Source organism: Nostoc sphaeroides, assembly GCF_003443655.1.
In the GTDB taxonomy this organism is placed as follows: Bacteria; Cyanobacteriota; Cyanobacteriia; order Cyanobacteriales; family Nostocaceae; genus Nostoc; species Nostoc sphaeroides.
This window is the reverse complement of record NZ_CP031941.1, coordinates 4053106-4070005: the sequence shown is the minus strand read 5'-3', so window position 1 is coordinate 4070005 and position 16900 is coordinate 4053106. Positions and strand designations below refer to the sequence as shown.

At 40.0% G+C, this 16900-nt stretch carries 21 protein-coding genes and 2 pseudogenes; 13 read left to right on the top strand and 10 right to left on the bottom strand.

Features of this window, described 5'->3' with window-relative positions:
• Positions 1-295: 295 nt before the first annotated feature.
• The 10 genes and pseudogenes from D1367_RS18205 to D1367_RS18160 all read left to right on the top strand — a co-directional run.
• A complete protein-coding gene (locus D1367_RS18205) occupies positions 296-481 on the top strand; it encodes a hypothetical protein (RefSeq protein WP_228674822.1) in 186 nt (61 codons plus the stop codon).
• An 81-nt stretch (positions 482-562) separates the two neighbouring features.
• A complete protein-coding gene (locus tag D1367_RS18200; protein ID WP_118167635.1) occupies positions 563-877 on the top strand; it encodes a helix-turn-helix domain-containing protein in 315 nt (104 codons plus the stop codon).
• A gap of 109 nt (positions 878-986) precedes the next feature.
• Positions 987-1361 carry a hypothetical protein gene (locus D1367_RS18195; protein WP_118167634.1) on the top strand — a complete coding sequence of 125 codons (375 nt, stop codon included), beginning with the start codon at positions 987-989 and terminating at the stop codon, positions 1359-1361.
• Positions 1362-1566: 205 nt separating this feature from the next.
• Positions 1567-1821 (top strand): TIGR02450 family Trp-rich protein, encoded by a 255-nt coding sequence (locus D1367_RS18190; RefSeq protein ID WP_118167633.1) that lies wholly within the window; start codon positions 1567-1569, stop codon positions 1819-1821.
• A gap of 623 nt (positions 1822-2444) precedes the next feature.
• On the top strand, positions 2445-3311 hold the full coding sequence (bchL, locus tag D1367_RS18185; protein WP_012410753.1) for a ferredoxin:protochlorophyllide reductase (ATP-dependent) iron-sulfur ATP-binding protein: 867 nt from the start codon (positions 2445-2447) through the stop codon (positions 3309-3311).
• Between the two features lie 32 nt (positions 3312-3343).
• The gene (locus D1367_RS18180; protein WP_118167632.1) at positions 3344-4177 is read left to right on the top strand and encodes a DUF5331 domain-containing protein; all 834 of its coding nucleotides are present in this window, start codon (positions 3344-3346) and stop codon (positions 4175-4177) included.
• A gap of 176 nt (positions 4178-4353) precedes the next feature.
• A complete protein-coding gene (locus D1367_RS18175) occupies positions 4354-5757 on the top strand; it encodes a ferredoxin:protochlorophyllide reductase (ATP-dependent) subunit N (RefSeq protein WP_100901325.1) in 1404 nt (467 codons plus the stop codon).
• Positions 5758-5923: 166 nt separating this feature from the next.
• Positions 5924-6172 carry an AbrB/MazE/SpoVT family DNA-binding domain-containing protein gene (locus D1367_RS18170; RefSeq protein ID WP_118167631.1) on the top strand — a complete coding sequence of 83 codons (249 nt, stop codon included), beginning with the start codon at positions 5924-5926 and terminating at the stop codon, positions 6170-6172.
• A gap of 9 nt (positions 6173-6181) precedes the next feature.
• Complete coding sequence (locus D1367_RS18165) at positions 6182-7123, top strand: nucleotidyl transferase AbiEii/AbiGii toxin family protein (protein ID WP_244944947.1); 942 nt, start codon at positions 6182-6184, stop codon at positions 7121-7123.
• A gap of 44 nt (positions 7124-7167) precedes the next feature.
• A pseudogene (locus tag D1367_RS18160) lies at positions 7168-7323 on the top strand (AbrB/MazE/SpoVT family DNA-binding domain-containing protein); the annotation flags it as partial.
• Between the two features lie 202 nt (positions 7324-7525).
• Here D1367_RS18160 and D1367_RS18155 read toward each other — a convergent pair.
• The 3 genes from D1367_RS18155 to D1367_RS18150 form a co-directional block, all read right to left on the bottom strand.
• Positions 7526-8842, bottom strand: a complete 1317-nt coding sequence (locus tag D1367_RS18155; RefSeq protein WP_118167630.1) for a hypothetical protein — start codon at positions 8840-8842, stop codon at positions 7526-7528.
• Between the two features lie 109 nt (positions 8843-8951).
• Positions 8952-9083 carry a hypothetical protein gene (locus tag D1367_RS32830; protein ID WP_267255656.1) on the bottom strand — a complete coding sequence of 44 codons (132 nt, stop codon included), beginning with the start codon at positions 9081-9083 and terminating at the stop codon, positions 8952-8954.
• Between the two features lie 28 nt (positions 9084-9111).
• Positions 9112-10239: a hypothetical protein gene (locus D1367_RS18150; RefSeq protein ID WP_118167629.1), complete on the bottom strand. Its 1128-nt coding sequence runs from the start codon at positions 10237-10239 to the stop codon at positions 9112-9114.
• A 255-nt stretch (positions 10240-10494) separates the two neighbouring features.
• Between D1367_RS18150 and D1367_RS31825 the strand changes: the two genes are divergently transcribed.
• Positions 10495-10677, top strand: a complete 183-nt coding sequence (locus D1367_RS31825) for a type II toxin-antitoxin system Phd/YefM family antitoxin (protein ID WP_228674824.1) — start codon at positions 10495-10497, stop codon at positions 10675-10677.
• A 140-nt stretch (positions 10678-10817) separates the two neighbouring features.
• On the opposite strand, the gene D1367_RS18140 is transcribed toward D1367_RS31825, so the two are convergent.
• From D1367_RS18140 to D1367_RS18130, 3 genes are all read right to left on the bottom strand, one after another.
• Complete coding sequence (locus D1367_RS18140; RefSeq protein ID WP_118167628.1) at positions 10818-11150, bottom strand: XisI protein; 333 nt, start codon at positions 11148-11150, stop codon at positions 10818-10820.
• Between the two features lie 89 nt (positions 11151-11239).
• Entirely contained in the window at positions 11240-11554 is a 315-nt protein-coding gene (locus D1367_RS18135; protein WP_323808684.1) for a XisH family protein, read from the bottom strand.
• 125 nt (positions 11555-11679) lie between these two features.
• On the bottom strand, positions 11680-12423 hold the full coding sequence (locus D1367_RS18130; RefSeq protein WP_118167627.1) for an amino acid ABC transporter ATP-binding protein: 744 nt from the start codon (positions 12421-12423) through the stop codon (positions 11680-11682).
• A gap of 204 nt (positions 12424-12627) precedes the next feature.
• Here D1367_RS18130 and D1367_RS33110 point away from each other — a divergent pair.
• Positions 12628-12690, top strand: a pseudogene (locus tag D1367_RS33110) (hypothetical protein); the annotation flags it as partial.
• A 9-nt stretch (positions 12691-12699) separates the two neighbouring features.
• Positions 12700-12996, top strand: coding sequence for a DUF4351 domain-containing protein (locus tag D1367_RS18125; protein ID WP_338042150.1), 297 nt, complete (start codon positions 12700-12702; stop codon positions 12994-12996).
• Between the two features lie 111 nt (positions 12997-13107).
• Here the strand turns inward: D1367_RS18125 and D1367_RS18120 are convergent, their stop codons facing one another.
• The 4 genes from D1367_RS18120 to D1367_RS18105 all read right to left on the bottom strand — a co-directional run bounded on the left by D1367_RS18120 (position 13108) and on the right by D1367_RS18105 (position 16663).
• Positions 13108-14259 carry an amino acid ABC transporter permease gene (locus tag D1367_RS18120; protein ID WP_118167626.1) on the bottom strand — a complete coding sequence of 384 codons (1152 nt, stop codon included), beginning with the start codon at positions 14257-14259 and terminating at the stop codon, positions 13108-13110.
• Between the two features lie 31 nt (positions 14260-14290).
• The gene (locus D1367_RS30965; RefSeq protein ID WP_181984873.1) at positions 14291-14557 is read right to left on the bottom strand and encodes a hypothetical protein; all 267 of its coding nucleotides are present in this window, start codon (positions 14555-14557) and stop codon (positions 14291-14293) included.
• A gap of 5 nt (positions 14558-14562) precedes the next feature.
• Positions 14563-15480, bottom strand: coding sequence for an amino acid ABC transporter permease (locus D1367_RS18110; protein WP_118167625.1), 918 nt, complete (start codon positions 15478-15480; stop codon positions 14563-14565).
• Positions 15481-15586: 106 nt separating this feature from the next.
• Positions 15587-16663 (bottom strand): amino acid ABC transporter substrate-binding protein, encoded by a 1077-nt coding sequence (locus D1367_RS18105; RefSeq protein WP_118167624.1) that lies wholly within the window; start codon positions 16661-16663, stop codon positions 15587-15589.
• Between the last annotated feature and the right edge of the window lie 237 nt (positions 16664-16900).

The window sequence follows — 16900 nt, the reverse complement described above, 5'->3', positions numbered from 1 at the left end:
CCATAATTGTCGGGCTGCCACTTGAGAAGCACTGTTCATGTGCAAATATTCTATAGCAGTCCTAAATCATTTGTGAAAATTCTATATCTCTTTCTTCTTTCTTCCCTTTGCGTCCTTGGCGTTCTTGGCGGTTCGTTTTCTTATCTATATTTTTCACGACTCATTTAGGATTGCTATATAGTGACTCTTCCAAGGGAAGTAACGGCTTGGGCTTTAACCGTTTTTGAACTCACAGGAGGCGATCGTTAAGCTACTGGCGACAGCTATAGTATATCAGATATGATATAAAAATGGCATGGATAACGATGATAAACCTTTAGTCTGGCTACGCGGCGAGGTTAAAACTCCACCTTTTAGTTATGAAGCTCGTGTTGAGGTAGGTTTTCTGTTGAGGTGGTTGCAGCAAGGTGAGAACTTAGAATTACCTCACTCACAACCAATGCCAAGTATTGGAGCGCATTGCCATGAGTTACGCATTTGAGACGCGAACAACACCTGAGCAAGTAATTGAGAATTGTAAAAAGCGATTGAGTAAATACGATACAGATACACAGAATTAGTCATGGATCAAGTTAAAAAGGAACGTTTAGAAGCAAGGGATTGGAAGGTTGGCACAGTTTCAGAATTTTTGGAACTAACGCCAGAAGAAAATGCTCTGATTGGAATCAAACTAGCACTCAGCCGGAGTTTAAAAGCACGACGACAAAAAGTAATGACCCAAGTTGAATTAGCCGAGAGAATTCATTCAAGTCAACCGCGTGTTGCTAAGGCAGAGAATGGTGATGCATCAGTTTCAATTGAACTGTTGATACGTGCGATGCTGGCAACAGGTGCAACCCTTCAAGAAATTGGCAAGGTTATTGCCGAAGCTAGCTGAAACTCAGCATAAATCTAAACACGTATACTAAGCATGACGTATTAAATTTCTTCTACCTTGCCCCCACCCAGAGTTACCATAATCCCAGGTCGCCTAGTGAATGCTGAAAATGATTGACCCCTACGACTTTGAAGATGATGACTTTGACTTTGAGGATGAAGATTTCTTGAAAATAAAACCCATCAGCCAAATGACTGAAGGGGAAAAGCTACAAAGGTTTAAGCGGTTCTTCGACAGCAGCAGCCGTGCGATGTTGCAAGACTGTCTATTTCGCATCGTCAATTACGAAGATGGTACAGGCACGTTAGAAATTCTTTGTCCTAATGAAGTCGTAAGACAACGCCTTTCTAAGAAAAAGCGCAAAATTACCAACAACATCAACACCTGCTGGAGTCATATCAGATGGTTTTCGCTATGTGTCCAGCAAGATAATGAGTTGGATTGTCAGAAGTTTACCCGTAACGGTGATTTGGTGACATCTTAAAAGAAGGGGAGTGGGGAGTGGGGGGATGAGGGAGCAGGGGGAGCAGGGGAGGCAGGGGAAGAATAACAATGACTAATAAGCTAAAACACATCTAAATTTGCATATCAAAATTTTATTAATATCTTGTGGGGTGGGCAACATGAGCGCCCTGATTATGCAACTTGAATTCCGATTAGCTTAACAAATGACTAATGACTAATGACTAATGACTAAAAAACAAAAATTTCCTTACCTAGTTGGTTCTAAATGGACGGCACAGCAAAAAGTTGATGGCTGGCGGCACTTTCAAGTAGTCAATCGGAAAAATCAGGCTAACTGGGTTTACGCCGAAATGGTTGCTGCTTGCGATCCGAAAGTCCGTTTTTGGATAAATGCCAAATTATTACAAGATAACTCCCAGTGGCAAGCTGGCTGGCAAACATTACACGAAATCCACGGACTTGAAACTGAGGTGTCCTAATTAGCCTCGTTCCCAGTCTCTGACTGGGAATGCCCCTCAAGAGGCTCCGCCTCCTAAATTTGGTAATTTAATAAATTTTTACAAAACTAGAGTAACTTACTCTCAAGCAGCAATTAAATGGTTGTGACTACCGACTGAAAACTGGCAATTTATCTGCGATACCTTCTCTACGAGACGCTACGCTAAGGGTGAGCTACGCTAACGCAAATTCCAGTAGTATTTCAAGCATCAGGCTGCATATACCTCTCTTTACCCTTGACAGTGCGCCCCAATGCCTTGAAAACACGTTGTCCGACCATCAGCTAATTCTATAAAAAGCATTCAAAAAAGCCGATTTCAGTTTTTTGTATTTTGTAACTATTTTTATAAAAATAAGTAATAAAAACTGTTTATTTAGGTTTTTTAGAGCAAATAAAGTCTTTAATGCTCATAAAACTCCAAATAAATATAATTGTGATTTAATTCATCCGATAAGACCGTTTTCCAAATTAAGAGCCACTTTCTTTTCTAGGTAATTTGCCCAATAATGACATCAACAGACCTCACGCATCGCCATCTCAGGACAGGTGAAGGCAAATGTTTGAGCCACAAGTTTGACAAGAAGCTATAAGAGGCAAATAAAAGTGAAACTAGCAGTCTACGGAAAAGGTGGTATCGGTAAATCCACAACTAGCTGTAACATATCAGTCGCCCTAGCTAAACGTGGCAAGAAAGTGCTGCAAATTGGTTGCGACCCCAAACATGACAGTACCTTTACCCTGACTGGGTTTTTGATTCCGACAATTATCGACACCCTCCAAGAAAAGGACTATCACTACGAAGATGTCTGGCCGGAAGATGTAATTTATAAAGGCTACGGCGGTGTGGATTGCGTAGAAGCTGGTGGCCCCCCTGCGGGTGCTGGATGCGGTGGATACGTAGTCGGTGAAACCGTGAAATTACTTAAGGAACTCAACGCCTTTGATGAATACGATGTAATTCTCTTTGACGTTCTGGGTGACGTAGTTTGCGGTGGTTTTGCAGCACCGCTCAACTATGCAGATTACTGCCTAATCGTTACAGACAACGGCTTTGATGCTTTATTTGCTGCCAATCGGATCGCTGCTTCAGTCCGCGAAAAAGCAAGAACTCACCCACTGCGTTTAGCTGGGTTAATTGGCAACCGTACCTCCAAGCGCGACTTGATTGAAAAATATATAGAAGCAGTGCCAATGCCAGTTCTAGAAGTTTTACCTTTAATTGAAGATATCCGTGTTTCCCGCGTGAAAGGTAAAACTTTGTTTGAGATGGCAGAGCAAGATCCTTCCCTAGACTACGTTTGCGACTACTATCTCAACATCGCCGACCAAATTCTAGCGCGTCCAGAAGGTGTTGTGCCTAATGACACACCAGATCGTGAGTTGTTCTCTTTGTTATCCGATTTTTATCTAAATCCGGGTAAACCCCAGGTTCCTAATTCAGAAGAGGAACTAGACTTGATGATTGTATAAATCACCAAGTTCTCAGGATGAGGGACAATAACATGGCATTCTTTCACAGCTTTACAGACTCATTAAAGCAAAAGTGGTTGCAATTTTTCCAGAACAATCGGGACTGGATCACGCTGCACATGCAAGTGGAATCGGTGTACACACCTGATGGCGGGAAGCGACCACCTTCTTACCTCATCCTGGGAGTAGTTAACGCCCTAGAGCCAAAACTAGCGCAGTTAATGTTGCCCTTCGCCAAACTCAATCCTGATGCTGATACCCTGATTGAAGTGCTGGATTTGCATTTTGACCCAGATTTTGCTCTTGGTAATCGCTTCGTCAACCCAGAAGTAGAGAGATTTGTAGAAGAAGCAGTAGCTGTCATTGACGAAAAGCCTGAATATGAAACATTGACACATTCTCATACAAAGAGCTTTGCGGCGGTGGCGGTAGTTCAAGAAGTCACAATTGGGGATTCTGAGGAGCAAAGCCTAGAACTCAGTGATTTAGAGGAAACGGAAGGTGCCTTTGGTGATATTTCCTTAACCAATGGAAACGACTCACAAGAAGATGCCTTTGGCGATATTTCCTTAACCAATGGAAACGACTCAAAAGATGAGTCTCTCGAAACCTCTAGTTTAGAAGCAGATGAGTTTGGGGACATGGGCTTCGGTACAACAGATGCAATGGAAATCAAGCTCGATGAAGACGAGGCGCTTGAAGATAGTTCACTAGATGAGAATGCGTTTAAAGACGTGTTGTCAGATGTCTGGAGTGATGAAACAGCTTTGCAAAAAGCTGAAGAAAGTAACGATTTTTTAGGGGAAGAACTGCCAGCAGGCGTTTTTGATGAATCAGAAATTGCCCGTCTCTTCCCCAACGCTTAATATTGCCGTTCTTCGCAGTTTTAAGTTTTAGATTTGGGATTTTGGATGAGGAATTAGGGAAATTGTCGTTAGACAGAGGATACTTTTGTTGTCCCAGCCTTCAATCCAAAATTATCAATTTAAAATCTAAAATTCGTTGAGCTGCCATTAAATATCAAAGGGGAGAAAAAACCAAAATGACTGTCGCTCAACAACCAGAAGCTTTAAGCTTTGAATGTGAAACTGGAAATTACCATACCTTTTGCCCAATTAGCTGCGTGGCGTGGTTATACCAAAAAATTGAAGATAGCTTCTTTTTGGTGATTGGGACAAAAACTTGTGGCTACTTCCTGCAAAATGCGATGGGGGTGATGATTTTTGCTGAACCCCGCTATGCAATGGCAGAGTTGGAAGAGGGCGATATTTCAGCACAACTGAATGATTATGAAGAGTTAAAGCGGTTGTGCTTGCAAATTAAACGCGATCGCAATCCTAGTGTAATTGTCTGGATTGGCACTTGCACTACCGAAATTATCAAAACAGATTTGGAAGGTTTAGCACCAAAACTAGAATCTGAAATCGGGATTCCCATCGTTGTAGCGCGGGCAAATGGTCTAGATTACGCCTTCACCCAAGGGGAAGACACGGTATTAGCCGCAATGGCTAACCGTTGTCCTGATAAGGCTCCGGTGGCGGAAACAGAGAAAAGTGAACGTAATGCGATCGCTAAATTGCTCAACTTCGGTAAAAAGAAAGAAGATGTCGCCCAAGATGAATCTGAATACGTGGATCATCCACCCTTAGTTCTCTTTGGCTCCCTTCCCGACCCCGTAGTTACTCAGTTAACCTTGGAACTGAAGAAACAAGGCATCAAAGTTTCCGGCTGGCTACCCGCGAAGCGCTTCACAGAATTGCCAGTATTGGAAGAAGGGTATTATGTCGCTGGTGTCAACCCCTTCCTCAGCCGCACAGCTACCACCTTAATGCGCCGCCGCAAGTGTAAACTCATTGGCGCACCCTTCCCCATTGGCCCCGATGGTACTCGCGCTTGGATTGAGAAAATCTGCTCGGTGTTTGGTATAACTCCCAAGGGTTTGGATGAACGGGAAGCGCAAATTTGGGCAGGCTTGGAAGATTATGTGAAACTGATTCGCGGTAAGTCTGTATTTTTCATGGGTGATAACTTGCTGGAAGTTTCCCAAGCAAGATTCTTAATCCGTTGCGGGATGACTGTTCACGAAATCGGCATTCCCTACATGGATAAGCGCTATCAAGCTGCTGAGTTGGCATTGTTGGAGAAAACTTGCCAAGAAATGAATTCACCCCTGCCAAGGATTGTAGAGAAGCCGGATAATTACAATCAACTTCAACGGATTTATGAGTTGAAACCAGATTTGGTAATTACTGGTATGGCTCACGCTAATCCATTGGAAGCACGCGGTATTAATACTAAGTGGTCGGTGGAGTTCACTTTTGCTCAAATTCACGGCTTTACGAATGCGCGTGACATGTTAGAGTTGGTAACTCGTCCGTTGCGTCGGAATAATAATTTGAAAGATTTGGGTTGGGATAAGTTGGTGAGAGAAGAAGCGAAGATTTAGATTTTGGTTTGGATTGAGCAACAGAATAATAGTATGTTAGGGGCGAACTTTTGGGTTCGCCTTTTTTTACGAACCGCAGAGGCGCAGAGAACGCAGAGGAAGAATTGAGAATAGTTAAAAGTGCTAAAATTTATTTATTAGTCTTAGTTTTTTAGTTCTAAATATTATGGAAATTACAAAATTGTCTCCTCAAGGAGAAGTAATTATTCCCGAATCTTTGCGGGAAGCTCATCAATGGGAAGTAGGTCAAGAATTTATTATTATTGATATGGGTGATGGAATTCTTTTAAAGCCTAAGAAACCTTTTCCAGAAACTAAATTAGATGATGTAGCAGGTTGTTTAAAATATCAAGGAAAACCTAAAATTCTTGAGGATATGGATAATGCAATTCGCCAAGTTGTAGAGGAATCGTAGCGTTTTTAAATGCAAAGAGACGCAGAGTCAGCGCTTAATTTTATGCTCAATCCACAAAAGCTACCATTTCTAGAGTCTATTGGTTGGCAGCTAAAAAATGTATATGAAATGAGTGAGAAAGAAATTGTTCAATTGTATCAACGGAATTGGCATCATCAAACTACTTTCAATAATTTAAAACAAGAAGAAAAGGATTTTGTTCATTATTTAGCAAAAAAATATAACTCCTGGATATTACCGGATTTTGAAATGTTTCATCTCGATCATCATAATAATATACTTAAAATCCTTAATGCTTTCAATCCAGAAGTTTTCAAAAAAGCTTCTGCATACTTTGGCGGTGGTACACTCTTAGCTTTAGAATATGATGAATACAGGCTTAGTAAAGATATTGATTTTCTCTTCCCTTATGGAACTGAAAATTACAGATATTTAAGAAATTTGATTTGCGATGAAGGAATTGTAGCATTATTTCAAAGTACAACAGATATCGAATTAGGGGACAGTACAATAAATCAATATGGTATTCGTTTCCTTGTTGTAGTCAATGAAACAATTATTAAAGTAGAAATTGTAGCCAATGGTATTTTTACTTTGGACTCTCCTGTTTATCCAGAATGGACAAAAATACCTTGTCTGAGTATAAGCGATAGATTTACATCAAAACTAATGGCTAATGCTGACCGATGGAACGATTCAAGTACACAATCTAGAGATTTGATTGACTTAGCAATATTGCGTGTAAATAACGAAATACCCGCACATGCGATCGCTAAAGCTGAAGAAAGCTACGAAGTAAAAAAGCCATTAATTAAAGCCATCACTAATTTCACTGAAAAAGAAAAGTATAGAGAGAAATGTTTTCATGAGTTCAACATACCTGAAGAAAAATTTCCCATAATAATGGATGGAATAAATTGGCTTCTTGTTGACTTTGAATCTATGAATTAAAGTAATTTAAAATGCAATCATCACTACCAAACAAGCAATATTTTATTATTGATATGGGTGATGGAATTCTTTTAAAGCCTAAGAAAGCTTTTGTAGTAACTAAATTAGATGATGTAGCAGGGTGTTTAAAATATCAAGGTAAACCTAAAACTCTTGAGGATATGGATAATGCAATTCGCCAAGGTATAGAGAAATCGTGATTTAAAAGTAGAAAACTGGCTCAAACCTGATTAAAAAAGCTAACAAGTTTCTATTCCCTAACTCCAAAACTCACACTCCCTTCCCACCATAAGATTACCTATCTTTTCCTTTGCGCTCTTTGCGTCCTTCTCTAACGAGACGCTGCGCGAATGCGGTTCGTTAAAAAAAATTTAGGTATTCTTTGAGCGGGAAGGGAGTAGTTCAGATGGAAGGTTGTAACTCTAAAGGTTTGAATGGGATTATATACATTAATTCTGCACCATCTGGTTTAATTTCTGTAGACGGACTTAATTTAAGCCAATCATGAAAGCTGATTCCTAATTGGGAAATTGCTTGTATTTCTGTTTGATATGCTTCAAAACGGCGATTGGTTTCAATCATAGATTGCATTACTTCAAATACTTGTGGAAGACGTTTGTAAGCTTCTTTTTCAAATCTCCCTGTGAATGGTGTTGGATTTCCTCCGAATATGCCCCATTGAATTTCACTACGATCTACAATTGCCGATGGAAGGGAAGACAGCCATTCATCATGACTTTGAGTCAGTTTAAACATATTCTCGCGTTGTATCTCGAAAACTGTATTTTCATTAAAATTCGGGTCAATCCATTGGTAAATTTGGGTTAGTTTATGCAAATCAATCTGACCTTTAAATTGAGGATGTAAGTATGCTGCTGGATTAGAAGTAAGCATGAGTTCAATATATTTTTGAAGCAGCAACCTAATAAATTTTCCCCCTTCTTGAAAACGACGAAGTGCTGTTTCATGTTCTTCTAGTTCTAAATGACAACGTGCTTCTGCAATATAGGCTAGAGATAATGTCAGTATATATTTGTCAATAATTGGGCTTTTCTGCGAAAGTTCATTAACTGTGTAATCTTTGTAAATATGTTCTGCTTCTAAGAAGCGATTGATAGCTTGTAAGGCGCTGCTTCTACGGTTTTCAATTCTAGTCATCGTAAAGGCATTAAGTGCTAATTCGATTCCAGCATGGAAGTTAGCATAGAAACTGAGGTCAATTTTGCGATTAATTTTACTTAACAATTCTCCTGCTTGTTTTAATTGGTTTTCTATCTCATTGAGACGCTGCGATATAACAGCAAAACCCATCACAGATACCCCCAGATTAAGTACACTAGCAGCAGTAGTTATCTGCAAAAGCTCTGGACTTATTTGTAAAGGTTTTCCAATTGCTTGAATTTGATTTTCAATATTACTTAGTTGCTGGTTAACATCACTAAATCCATTATCTAATCGCTGGTTTACATTGCTAAATCCCTTAGCTGACACCGCTATATTTGCTCCTGAAGTTAGCAAGTTTGCACCAGAAATAATCAGGTTCAGTACGTTATTAGGGGAACTCGTAGGGGTTGGAGTTGTTCCTCTTAAAAATCCAATGATATTATTATTTTTTACAGTATCCAGAATTATACCCCCACATACTGCATATACTCCCTGAGCTAACCCTTTAGCGATATGTGGTGCAAGTGCGAAGGTAATTTGAACTGGTAAACTCATAATTTTTTCCTAGTTGATAAAACTTCCGTCGCAAGGTATTTAGTTACAAGCAGCTTTGCATCTAGGCAACAAATACTCCCGCTTTACTAAGTATTCCCACTTCGAGTATCTATTTATCAACTAGCGCTAATTCACACGGAAGGCTATAAGGGAACTCCAAAAAATAAATTATTCCACATTCAAGTCGTTGACTGTTGACTGTTGACTGTTGACTGAAAACTCGTGAACCGTCAACGGTCAACAGTGAACAATAGCAATGGAATATTTTTTTATCTGGAAGTCCCTAACTCTAAAGGTTTGGATGGGATTATATACATTAATTCTGCACCGTCTGGTTTAATTTCTGTAGACGGAGTTAATTTAAGCCAGTCATGAAAGCTGATTCCTAATTGAGATATTGCTTGCAATTCTGTTTGGTAAGATTCAAAACGGCGATTGGTTTCAATCATAGATTCCATTACTTCCAAAATTTTAGGAAGACGTGCATAAATCTGCGGCTTAGGATCATCCCAAATTGCTTTTCCTACCCAATCTACTTTAGAATCCCAAATTGCTGCTGGTATCGATTCTACCCACTTCGCGTTATTCGGGTCTTGAGCCAACATGAATAGATTCATCCGTTGCCTATCAAAGACTGCATTTTCATCCAAAGTTGGGTCGAGCCATTGGTAAATTCGGGTTAGCCTCCGCAAATCAATCTGACCTCTGAACTGAGGCTGTAAGTATGCTGCTGGATTAAAAGTAAGCAGAATCTTAATATATTTCTGAATACGAGAACGAATAACTATTGCTCCTTCTTGAAAGCGGCGAAGTGCTGTTTCGTGTTCTTCTAATTCAAGATAACAACGTGCTTCAGCTAAGTAGGCTAAAGATAAAGTCAGTAGATATTTATCAGCAATTTGGCTTTTTTGCTCAATTTCGATATCGGTGTATTCAGCATAAATATGCTCTGCTTCTAAAAAACGGTTAATAGCTTGTAGGGCGCTATTTCTACGATTATCAGTTTTGGTCATTGTAAAAGCATTATTTGCTAATTCGATTGCAGCACGAAAATTTGCATAGAAACTAAGGTCGATTTTACGATTAATATTATTTAACACTTTTTGTGCTTGTTGTAGCCGTTGCTCTAATTCTTTTAAGCGTTGTGCTATTACAACAAAGCCTATAACTGAGACACCCAGGTTCAATATACTGACTGCACTAGTTACCTGCAAAATTCCTTGAGTAGCTGAAAATATTTCTTTATAAGGTGGTGAATCAACCTCTCTTAACCAACTAATTACTCGCTTACTGCCTACTTCCCTAATTACACCTCCAACCCGTTCAAGAGTTCCATCTGTTAGCCCTTTGACAATCCAATCAGCAAGCATAAAGGTTACTGTAACTGGTAAACTCACAATTTTCTCCTAGTTGCTAAAATTTCCGCAGCGTGATGTCTGGTAGATAGTCGCTTCGATTCTGCACAGCAAATACCTGCCCTTGACTCAGTATTCCCAATTTGAGTTGTAGTTTATGCAATAGCGATCGCTCTTTTTAACGAACCGCCAAGACGCCAAGCACGCCAAGAAAGAAAAGCGATCGCTCAAATTAATCTCACTCAGATACAGTTACAATAGGGTGGGAAAGATGCGAAAGATTTCGTACAAGTCATTATGTTAGTTGAACCACCATCTGAAGAAGACGAAACTACTTATCTTCTAAAATCAGAGACGAACAAAAAACATCTAATCAAAGCTTTAGAAAATGTAAAAAAAGGTAACTTAGTTTTTGTTAATTTAGATGAATATGAAAAAATTGTCTTTGAATCCCAAACTTATGAATTTGAAGAAGATTGATTATTTTGACTTGCAAATATCATTATGAACAATAAAGGTTATTAAGGCTGGGATATTATTTTAGTTAAAGCGATCGCTATTTTTTAACTAGAGGATATGAAGCAAAACAAGAGAGCGATCGCTATTTTTAATAAGTTCAATTAAGTAACAGCAAAATCTGTATATTTACGCACAGAAGGTAACTGAAAACCTAAAACAATATCTTCTTTTGGGACACCTAATTCAACTAATTCATTAGCAATTCCTACCTCTGTTCCATCTTGCTGAATCCAGATTTTCTCGTCAATAATATCTAGATGCAGAACAGGCCCATATATGCGGTCTTGCTCGCGCCAACCTACATAAACCAATTGATAATGATCGTGTTCTGTATCATAAATTATCTGTGCTTGAATGCGATTATCCCAAACAATACTCGCGTGTTGTTGAAGCAAGTCCTTAATATATTGTCGATATTCGTCTAGCTTTGCCATTGGTCTATTGCCTCCTGTTCAATATTATAAATTAGTAAACAGAGTTGATTAGTTTGAATGACATATTGAATAAATGGAAGTATAAAAAACTAATTGTAAACAGTACTAGGAAGGGCTAAATATAAAGTGCGATTGGCTTCTTGTTTTTGTAAAGCAATTCGGTAAATGATAAATTGCCCTAATGCAGCATAAAGTTCTGTTATTTTTGATGGACTTAGAAAACTTTTAATTTCAACAGCTATTTTTTGTCCTTGTTTTTCGGCTGCAATAACTTTTTCTGCTCCTAAATCAACATATAGCTCAAGGGTTCCCGCCTGGAGAGCATAAGGATCATGAGTGATTAACCACCCTTCTTTCTCAAGTGCTGTTTTGACAACTGTATGAAAAGCATCTTTAGCAGACACGGGTTTAATTCCAATTTATGGCGGTGCTTGATTTAATAATTTCCATTTCAATAATACATTGACAACTTAGCGAAACAACAATTAGAAGTGAAACGCAAAGGTAAGCGCAAAGTAGCGCGGAGGTTTTAGAGAATTTGTGACAAAAATTTGCGTGTTCTTTCTTCTTTGGGGTTGCTGAAAAAGGTGTCTGGGGTGGCTGACTCGACGAGGGAACCGCTATCCATGAGAATAACTCGGTCTGCGACTTCACGAGCGAATCCAACTTCGTGGGTGACGACTACCATTGTCATTCCATCACGGGCGAGATTTCGCATTACATCCAAAACTTCTCGTACCATTTCTGGATCTAAGGCTGAGGTGGGTTCGTCAAACAGCATGATTTTGGGTTGCATGGCTAAAGCACGAGCGATCGCTACTCGTTGCTGTTGTCCACCAGATAACTGTCCTGGATATTTTTGCGCCTGTTCTAAAATTCCTACTCTTTCTAATAGTTGCATTGCCAATTCTTCGGCTTTTGCCTTTGGCGATCGCCGTACCCAAATTGGTGCTAAAGAAATATTTTGCAGGACTGTGAGATGAGGAAATAAATTAAATTGCTGAAATACCATTCCCACTTCTTTACGAATCGTTTCAATATTTCGCAAGTCATGGCTGAGGGTAATGCCGTCGATTTCAATTTTTCCCTTTTGGTATTCTTCTAGAGCGTTAAATGTGCGGATAAAGGTAGATTTACCTGAACCAGATGGCCCCATCAACACTACTACTTCTCCACGATTGACTGTCAAGCTCACACCCTGAAGAGCGTGGAATTTTCCATACCACTTATGAACATCTTCAGCAATAATTATTGGCGCTTGTTTTGTTGTCACAGATTTGCACCTCCGAATTTTTTAGTAAATTAGCGATCCCTAACGGTAAGCTAATGGAGTGATTATCAAGTAATTGATGATTTTAGATAGCAATAATAACTTGTGGACATAGCGATCGCTTATCAATATTAGTAAGATTTTACAGTGCGATCGCCTATCTGATATTTTGCCAGGGAACAATACCACCACACCACAAAACCGTATTTGTTAAGCAGAACATATCAAGAAGTACCCGAAGTATCAAGTCGCGCCATAATAGAATTGGTAACGACTATAATGGTGTACAAATTTGAGCAATTAAGCCGAGCCGAGGTTGAAATCATGTTAGGGATAACTTTACAGCAAACGAGAGTTTATCGAGAAATTAAGGAAGAAGGACGACAAGAAGGAGAACAGGAAGCAACTGTTAAATTAATTGTTCGACAATTAACTAAGCGTCTTGAGCAAGAACTGTCTGAAGAAATGCAAGCAACGATTTCTCATTTACCCTTAACAGTGCTTGAGAATCTAAGTATTGCTCTGTTGGATTTTACCAGCTTGGCGGATTTACAAGCTTGGTTAGATGCACAATAAATTATACAACTGACCAAAAAAGGCAAAAGTTAAAAGGGGTCAGGATACTAGAATCATTCTAAATTATGGCTCCTGATTTTTTTTGGTAATTTATTTATTAAAATCTCCTAACTACTGACTTAACTGTTTTTCTAACCGTCGAGAAGCTAACGACATTGAGTAACAAAATACCCAATAAATAAATCCAATAAATAGATAAACTTCTGCATAACGTCCGAGAAACTGTGGTTGCGCCAATATTGAACGCGCAATACCTGTGAGTTCCACTAATCCCACCAATGATAAGAGAGAAGTGTCTTTAAATAAGCCGATAAACTGACCAACGATCGCAGGAATCACACTACGCAATGCTTGAGGTAAGACGATTAACAAAATTACCAAGCCTGTATTTAATCCTAGCGCTTTCGCTGCTTCAATTTGCCCGCGAGGAATTGATTGGAGTCCACCGCGCACGTTTTCTGCCATGTATGCAGCACTAAATAAAACCAATCCAGCAATTGCTCGTAATACCCGATCTAGACGCACATCTGCTGATAAAAATAAGGGAAGCATTACCTGAGCTAAAAACAAAATTCCAATTAGTGGTACTCCCCTGACGATTTCAATGTACAGGATAGAAAACCAACGTACTACGGGTAAATTGCTTGTGCGCCCTAAAGCCAGTAAAACCCCAATGGGAAAGGAAAGCACAATACTGATTGCTGCCATTAGTAGGGTAAGTAGCAAACCATTCCACAAATTTGTAGATACAGGCTGCAATCCAAATCCACCGCCAAGTAGCGAGAGAATGACGGGGAAAGACAGTAACCATAATAGGGAAAGCCAAGAAGTTAGTACCTTAGTAAATTTTCCTCCAAGCCAAAAACCTACATATAGTAAAACTGCAATTAACAATAACCAAAGGCGGGATGTAAAGTCTAGTGGTAAAAGAACTAACAAAATGCCGATGATAAAAGCAAACAAAGCAATTCCAGGCTTTGTTAACTGCTGTTTACCAAAGAATACACCCGCAGTTATAGCGCCTAAAGTTGAAGCGATCGCCAGTACAATCCAAGTTCGCCAATATAGCGTTTGTGGAAATCTACCAACTAAAAATAAACGTAAATTAACCTGAATTACCGCCCATTGTGCTTGAGTAGTTGCCCAAGTTAGAATTCCTCGCACTACCCAAAATAACAACACCAAACAGACAACAGTTAACAAGCTGTTGTACCAAGTACTGAACAGGTTTTTACGTAGCCAAGTTAATTTGTCATTTGTCATTTGTCATTGGTCATTGGTCATTGGTCATTTGTCAAAACTCATATTTCAACCTTAAAGGTGCAACTTCCGAGTTCAGAGGCTCAACTTCCGAGTTCAAAGGCTCAACTTCCGAGTTCAAAGGCTCAACTTCCGAGTTCAGAGGCTCAACTTCCGAGTTCAGAGGCTCAACTTCCGAGTTCAAAGGCTCAACTTCCGAGTTCAAAGGCTCAACTTCCGAGTTCAAAGGCTCAACTTCCGAGTTCAAAGGCTCAACTTCCGAGTTCAAAGGCTCAACTTCTAAGTTAAACAGCTTCCTCATCCCCCTCATCTCTCTTTAATTTGCACGCTGCGATTGAATAAATTCATAACTACAGAGATAGTCAAACTCAGGGTGAGATAGGTGAACATAATCAGTAATATCACTTCTACGGCTTTCCCGGTTTGGTTAAAAGTCGTGGAGGCGACAAAATAAATATCGGGATAGCCGATCGCGATCGCTAAACTGGTATTTTTCGTCAAATTAAGATATTGACTCGTCAACGGTGGAATAATTACCCGCAAAGCTTGGGGAAAAACCACCAGGCGCATAACTAACCCTGGTTTTAATCCTAGCGATCGCGCTGCTTCCCATTGTCCCTTCGGTACTGATTGAATCCCACCTCGAACAATTTCCGCAATAAACGCGCCTGTGTAAAAAGTTAATCCCAACAGCAAAGTCGAAAACTCTGGTGATAGGTTAAACCAAGGAAGTTCTAAGCCATTTTGACTAATCCCAATAAAGCCCCAAAGAGATATCTTATTTTCTGTTTTGGGGAAACTGAGAAAAACAGCAAAGTACCAAAACAGCAATTGCAGCAGTAAGGGCGTATTGCGGAAAACCTCTACATAAACCATTGCGATATTTCGCACCAGCCAGTTGTCAGAAAGTCGAGCAATCCCAGCACTTATCCCGACAATAGTTGTCAGAAAAATCCCTGCGATCGCCACTCGCAAGGAGTTAATTAACCCCACCCACAAGGCATAACTGTATGTATCAGTGGGTTTGTAACTAATCAGCGTCTCGCCAATATCAAAAGATGCTTGTTGCTTAAGAAAATCAAATCCAAACGGAATACCCAATTGCCGCAAATTGCGCTGGAGATTGCCCCACAGTATTACTACTACAACTGCTGCTAAAAATACGGCAACTAATTGCAAAGCAATTCTCCAAAAACGGACATCACGCCATATAGAATTAGTCATTTGTCATTTGTCATTTGTCAATAATTCTTCTTCCCCTACTCCCCCTACTCCCCCTGCTTCCCCTACTCCCCCTGCTTCCCCTGCCTCCCCTGCCCCCTGCCCTCTTCTACCGGAAGGGGGGAGAATAAAGCAGTCCGCCTTTGCTCCAGAGTTGATTTTGACCACGAGCTAAATTGAGTTTTGTCTTGGGGCCGAGGTTGCGATCGTAAATTTCGCCGTAGTTACCAACGTGCTTAATTATTCTGGCTGCGAAGTCGTTTGTTAAGCCGAGTCCTTCGCCAAGGTTGCCTTCGGTTCCTAAAAATCGCTTAACATCTGGATCAGTACTAGTAGCGAACTGACCTATATTCTGGGAAGTAATGCCCAATTCTTCCGCTTTTACTAGAGAATAAACCACCCACTTAACAGCATCTCCCCATTTAACATCTCCTTTAGCAACTGCTGGTGCAAGGGGTTCTGAAGATATTACTTCATTGAGAATCACATTATCTTCTGGTTTGGGTAAAATTGTCCCCCGCGAAACTAATGCTGATCGATCAGCCGTAATGCCATCGCAACGACCTTCGGCATAGGTAGCAAAGGCAACGTTAACGTCTTCAAAGACAACGGGTTTGTAAGTGATGCCCCTTTTCCGCATTTGGTCTGCTAAGTTCTGTTCGGTAGTCGTACCAGTTTGAACGCAGATTGCTTTATCCTTCAGGTCTGCCAGGGACTTAATATTGCTATTTTTGCGAACCATTATGGCTTGTCCGTCGTAAAAGACCACAGGTGCAAATTCTAGACCTACGGAGGTATCACGGCTAAGTGTCCAGGTAGTGTTGCGGCTGAGAACGTCTACTTCCCCAGTTTGCAAAGCTGTAAACCGCTCTTTGGAATTGAGATTGCGAAATTCTACTGCATCTGGGTTGTCAAATAAAGCTGCGGCGATCGCGCGACAGACATCCACATCAATGCCGCTATATTTACCATCGGTTCCCACAAAGCTAAACCCTGGCACTTCACCACTGACACCGCAAATTATCTGGGCACGTCTTTTAATGTTATTCCAGCGATTTTGAGTTGCTGGCGCTGCTGGATTACTGCCTGGAGTGCCTGATGTACTTGCTGTTTGACCTGAATCACTACAAGCAGCGATCGCGCATACTAGAGGTGCGATCGCTAGAATTAAAGCTGAGTTACGCATAAACTTCATAACTTACTAGATAATCAAAAATCCATTGCTCACTACAATCATTTAGTGAAAACAATTTGTAGCTTGTAATATAAAACTCTACCAGTCTTTGTGCTATATTTATCCACTTTTAAAAGCGGTGGTTGAAGTATTTTACTTATCTTTTCAAAAGCCTCAGATGCTTACAAAAACTATCTCAACTTGACTTCAGCTTCCAAAATTGATTGAAAATACTGTCACGATACTTGA

Coding starts and splice junctions, on each gene's coding strand:
- D1367_RS18205 (WP_228674822.1), top strand. CDS start 296: ATGGATAACGATGATAAACCTTTAGTCTGGCTACGCGGCGAGGTTAAA.
- D1367_RS18200 (WP_118167635.1), top strand. CDS start 563: ATGGATCAAGTTAAAAAGGAACGTTTAGAAGCAAGGGATTGGAAGGTT.
- D1367_RS18195 (WP_118167634.1), top strand. CDS start 987: ATGATTGACCCCTACGACTTTGAAGATGATGACTTTGACTTTGAGGAT.
- D1367_RS18190 (WP_118167633.1), top strand. CDS start 1,567: ATGACTAAAAAACAAAAATTTCCTTACCTAGTTGGTTCTAAATGGACG.
- D1367_RS18180 (WP_118167632.1), top strand. CDS start 3,344: ATGGCATTCTTTCACAGCTTTACAGACTCATTAAAGCAAAAGTGGTTG.
- D1367_RS18175 (WP_100901325.1), top strand. CDS start 4,354: ATGACTGTCGCTCAACAACCAGAAGCTTTAAGCTTTGAATGTGAAACT.
- D1367_RS18170 (WP_118167631.1), top strand. CDS start 5,924: ATGGAAATTACAAAATTGTCTCCTCAAGGAGAAGTAATTATTCCCGAA.
- D1367_RS18165 (WP_244944947.1), top strand. CDS start 6,182: ATGCAAAGAGACGCAGAGTCAGCGCTTAATTTTATGCTCAATCCACAA.
- D1367_RS18155 (WP_118167630.1), bottom strand. CDS start 8,842: ATGAGTTTACCAGTTCAAATTACCTTCGCACTTGCACCACATATCGCT.
- D1367_RS31825 (WP_228674824.1), top strand. CDS start 10,495: ATGTTAGTTGAACCACCATCTGAAGAAGACGAAACTACTTATCTTCTA.
- D1367_RS18140 (WP_118167628.1), bottom strand. CDS start 11,150: ATGGCAAAGCTAGACGAATATCGACAATATATTAAGGACTTGCTTCAA.
- D1367_RS18125 (WP_338042150.1), top strand. CDS start 12,700: ATGGTGTACAAATTTGAGCAATTAAGCCGAGCCGAGGTTGAAATCATG.
- D1367_RS18120 (WP_118167626.1), bottom strand. CDS start 14,259: ATGACAAATGACAAATTAACTTGGCTACGTAAAAACCTGTTCAGTACT.
- D1367_RS30965 (WP_181984873.1), bottom strand. CDS start 14,557: ATGAGGAAGCTGTTTAACTTAGAAGTTGAGCCTTTGAACTCGGAAGTT.
- D1367_RS18110 (WP_118167625.1), bottom strand. CDS start 15,480: ATGACTAATTCTATATGGCGTGATGTCCGTTTTTGGAGAATTGCTTTG.
- D1367_RS18105 (WP_118167624.1), bottom strand. CDS start 16,663: ATGCGTAACTCAGCTTTAATTCTAGCGATCGCACCTCTAGTATGCGCG.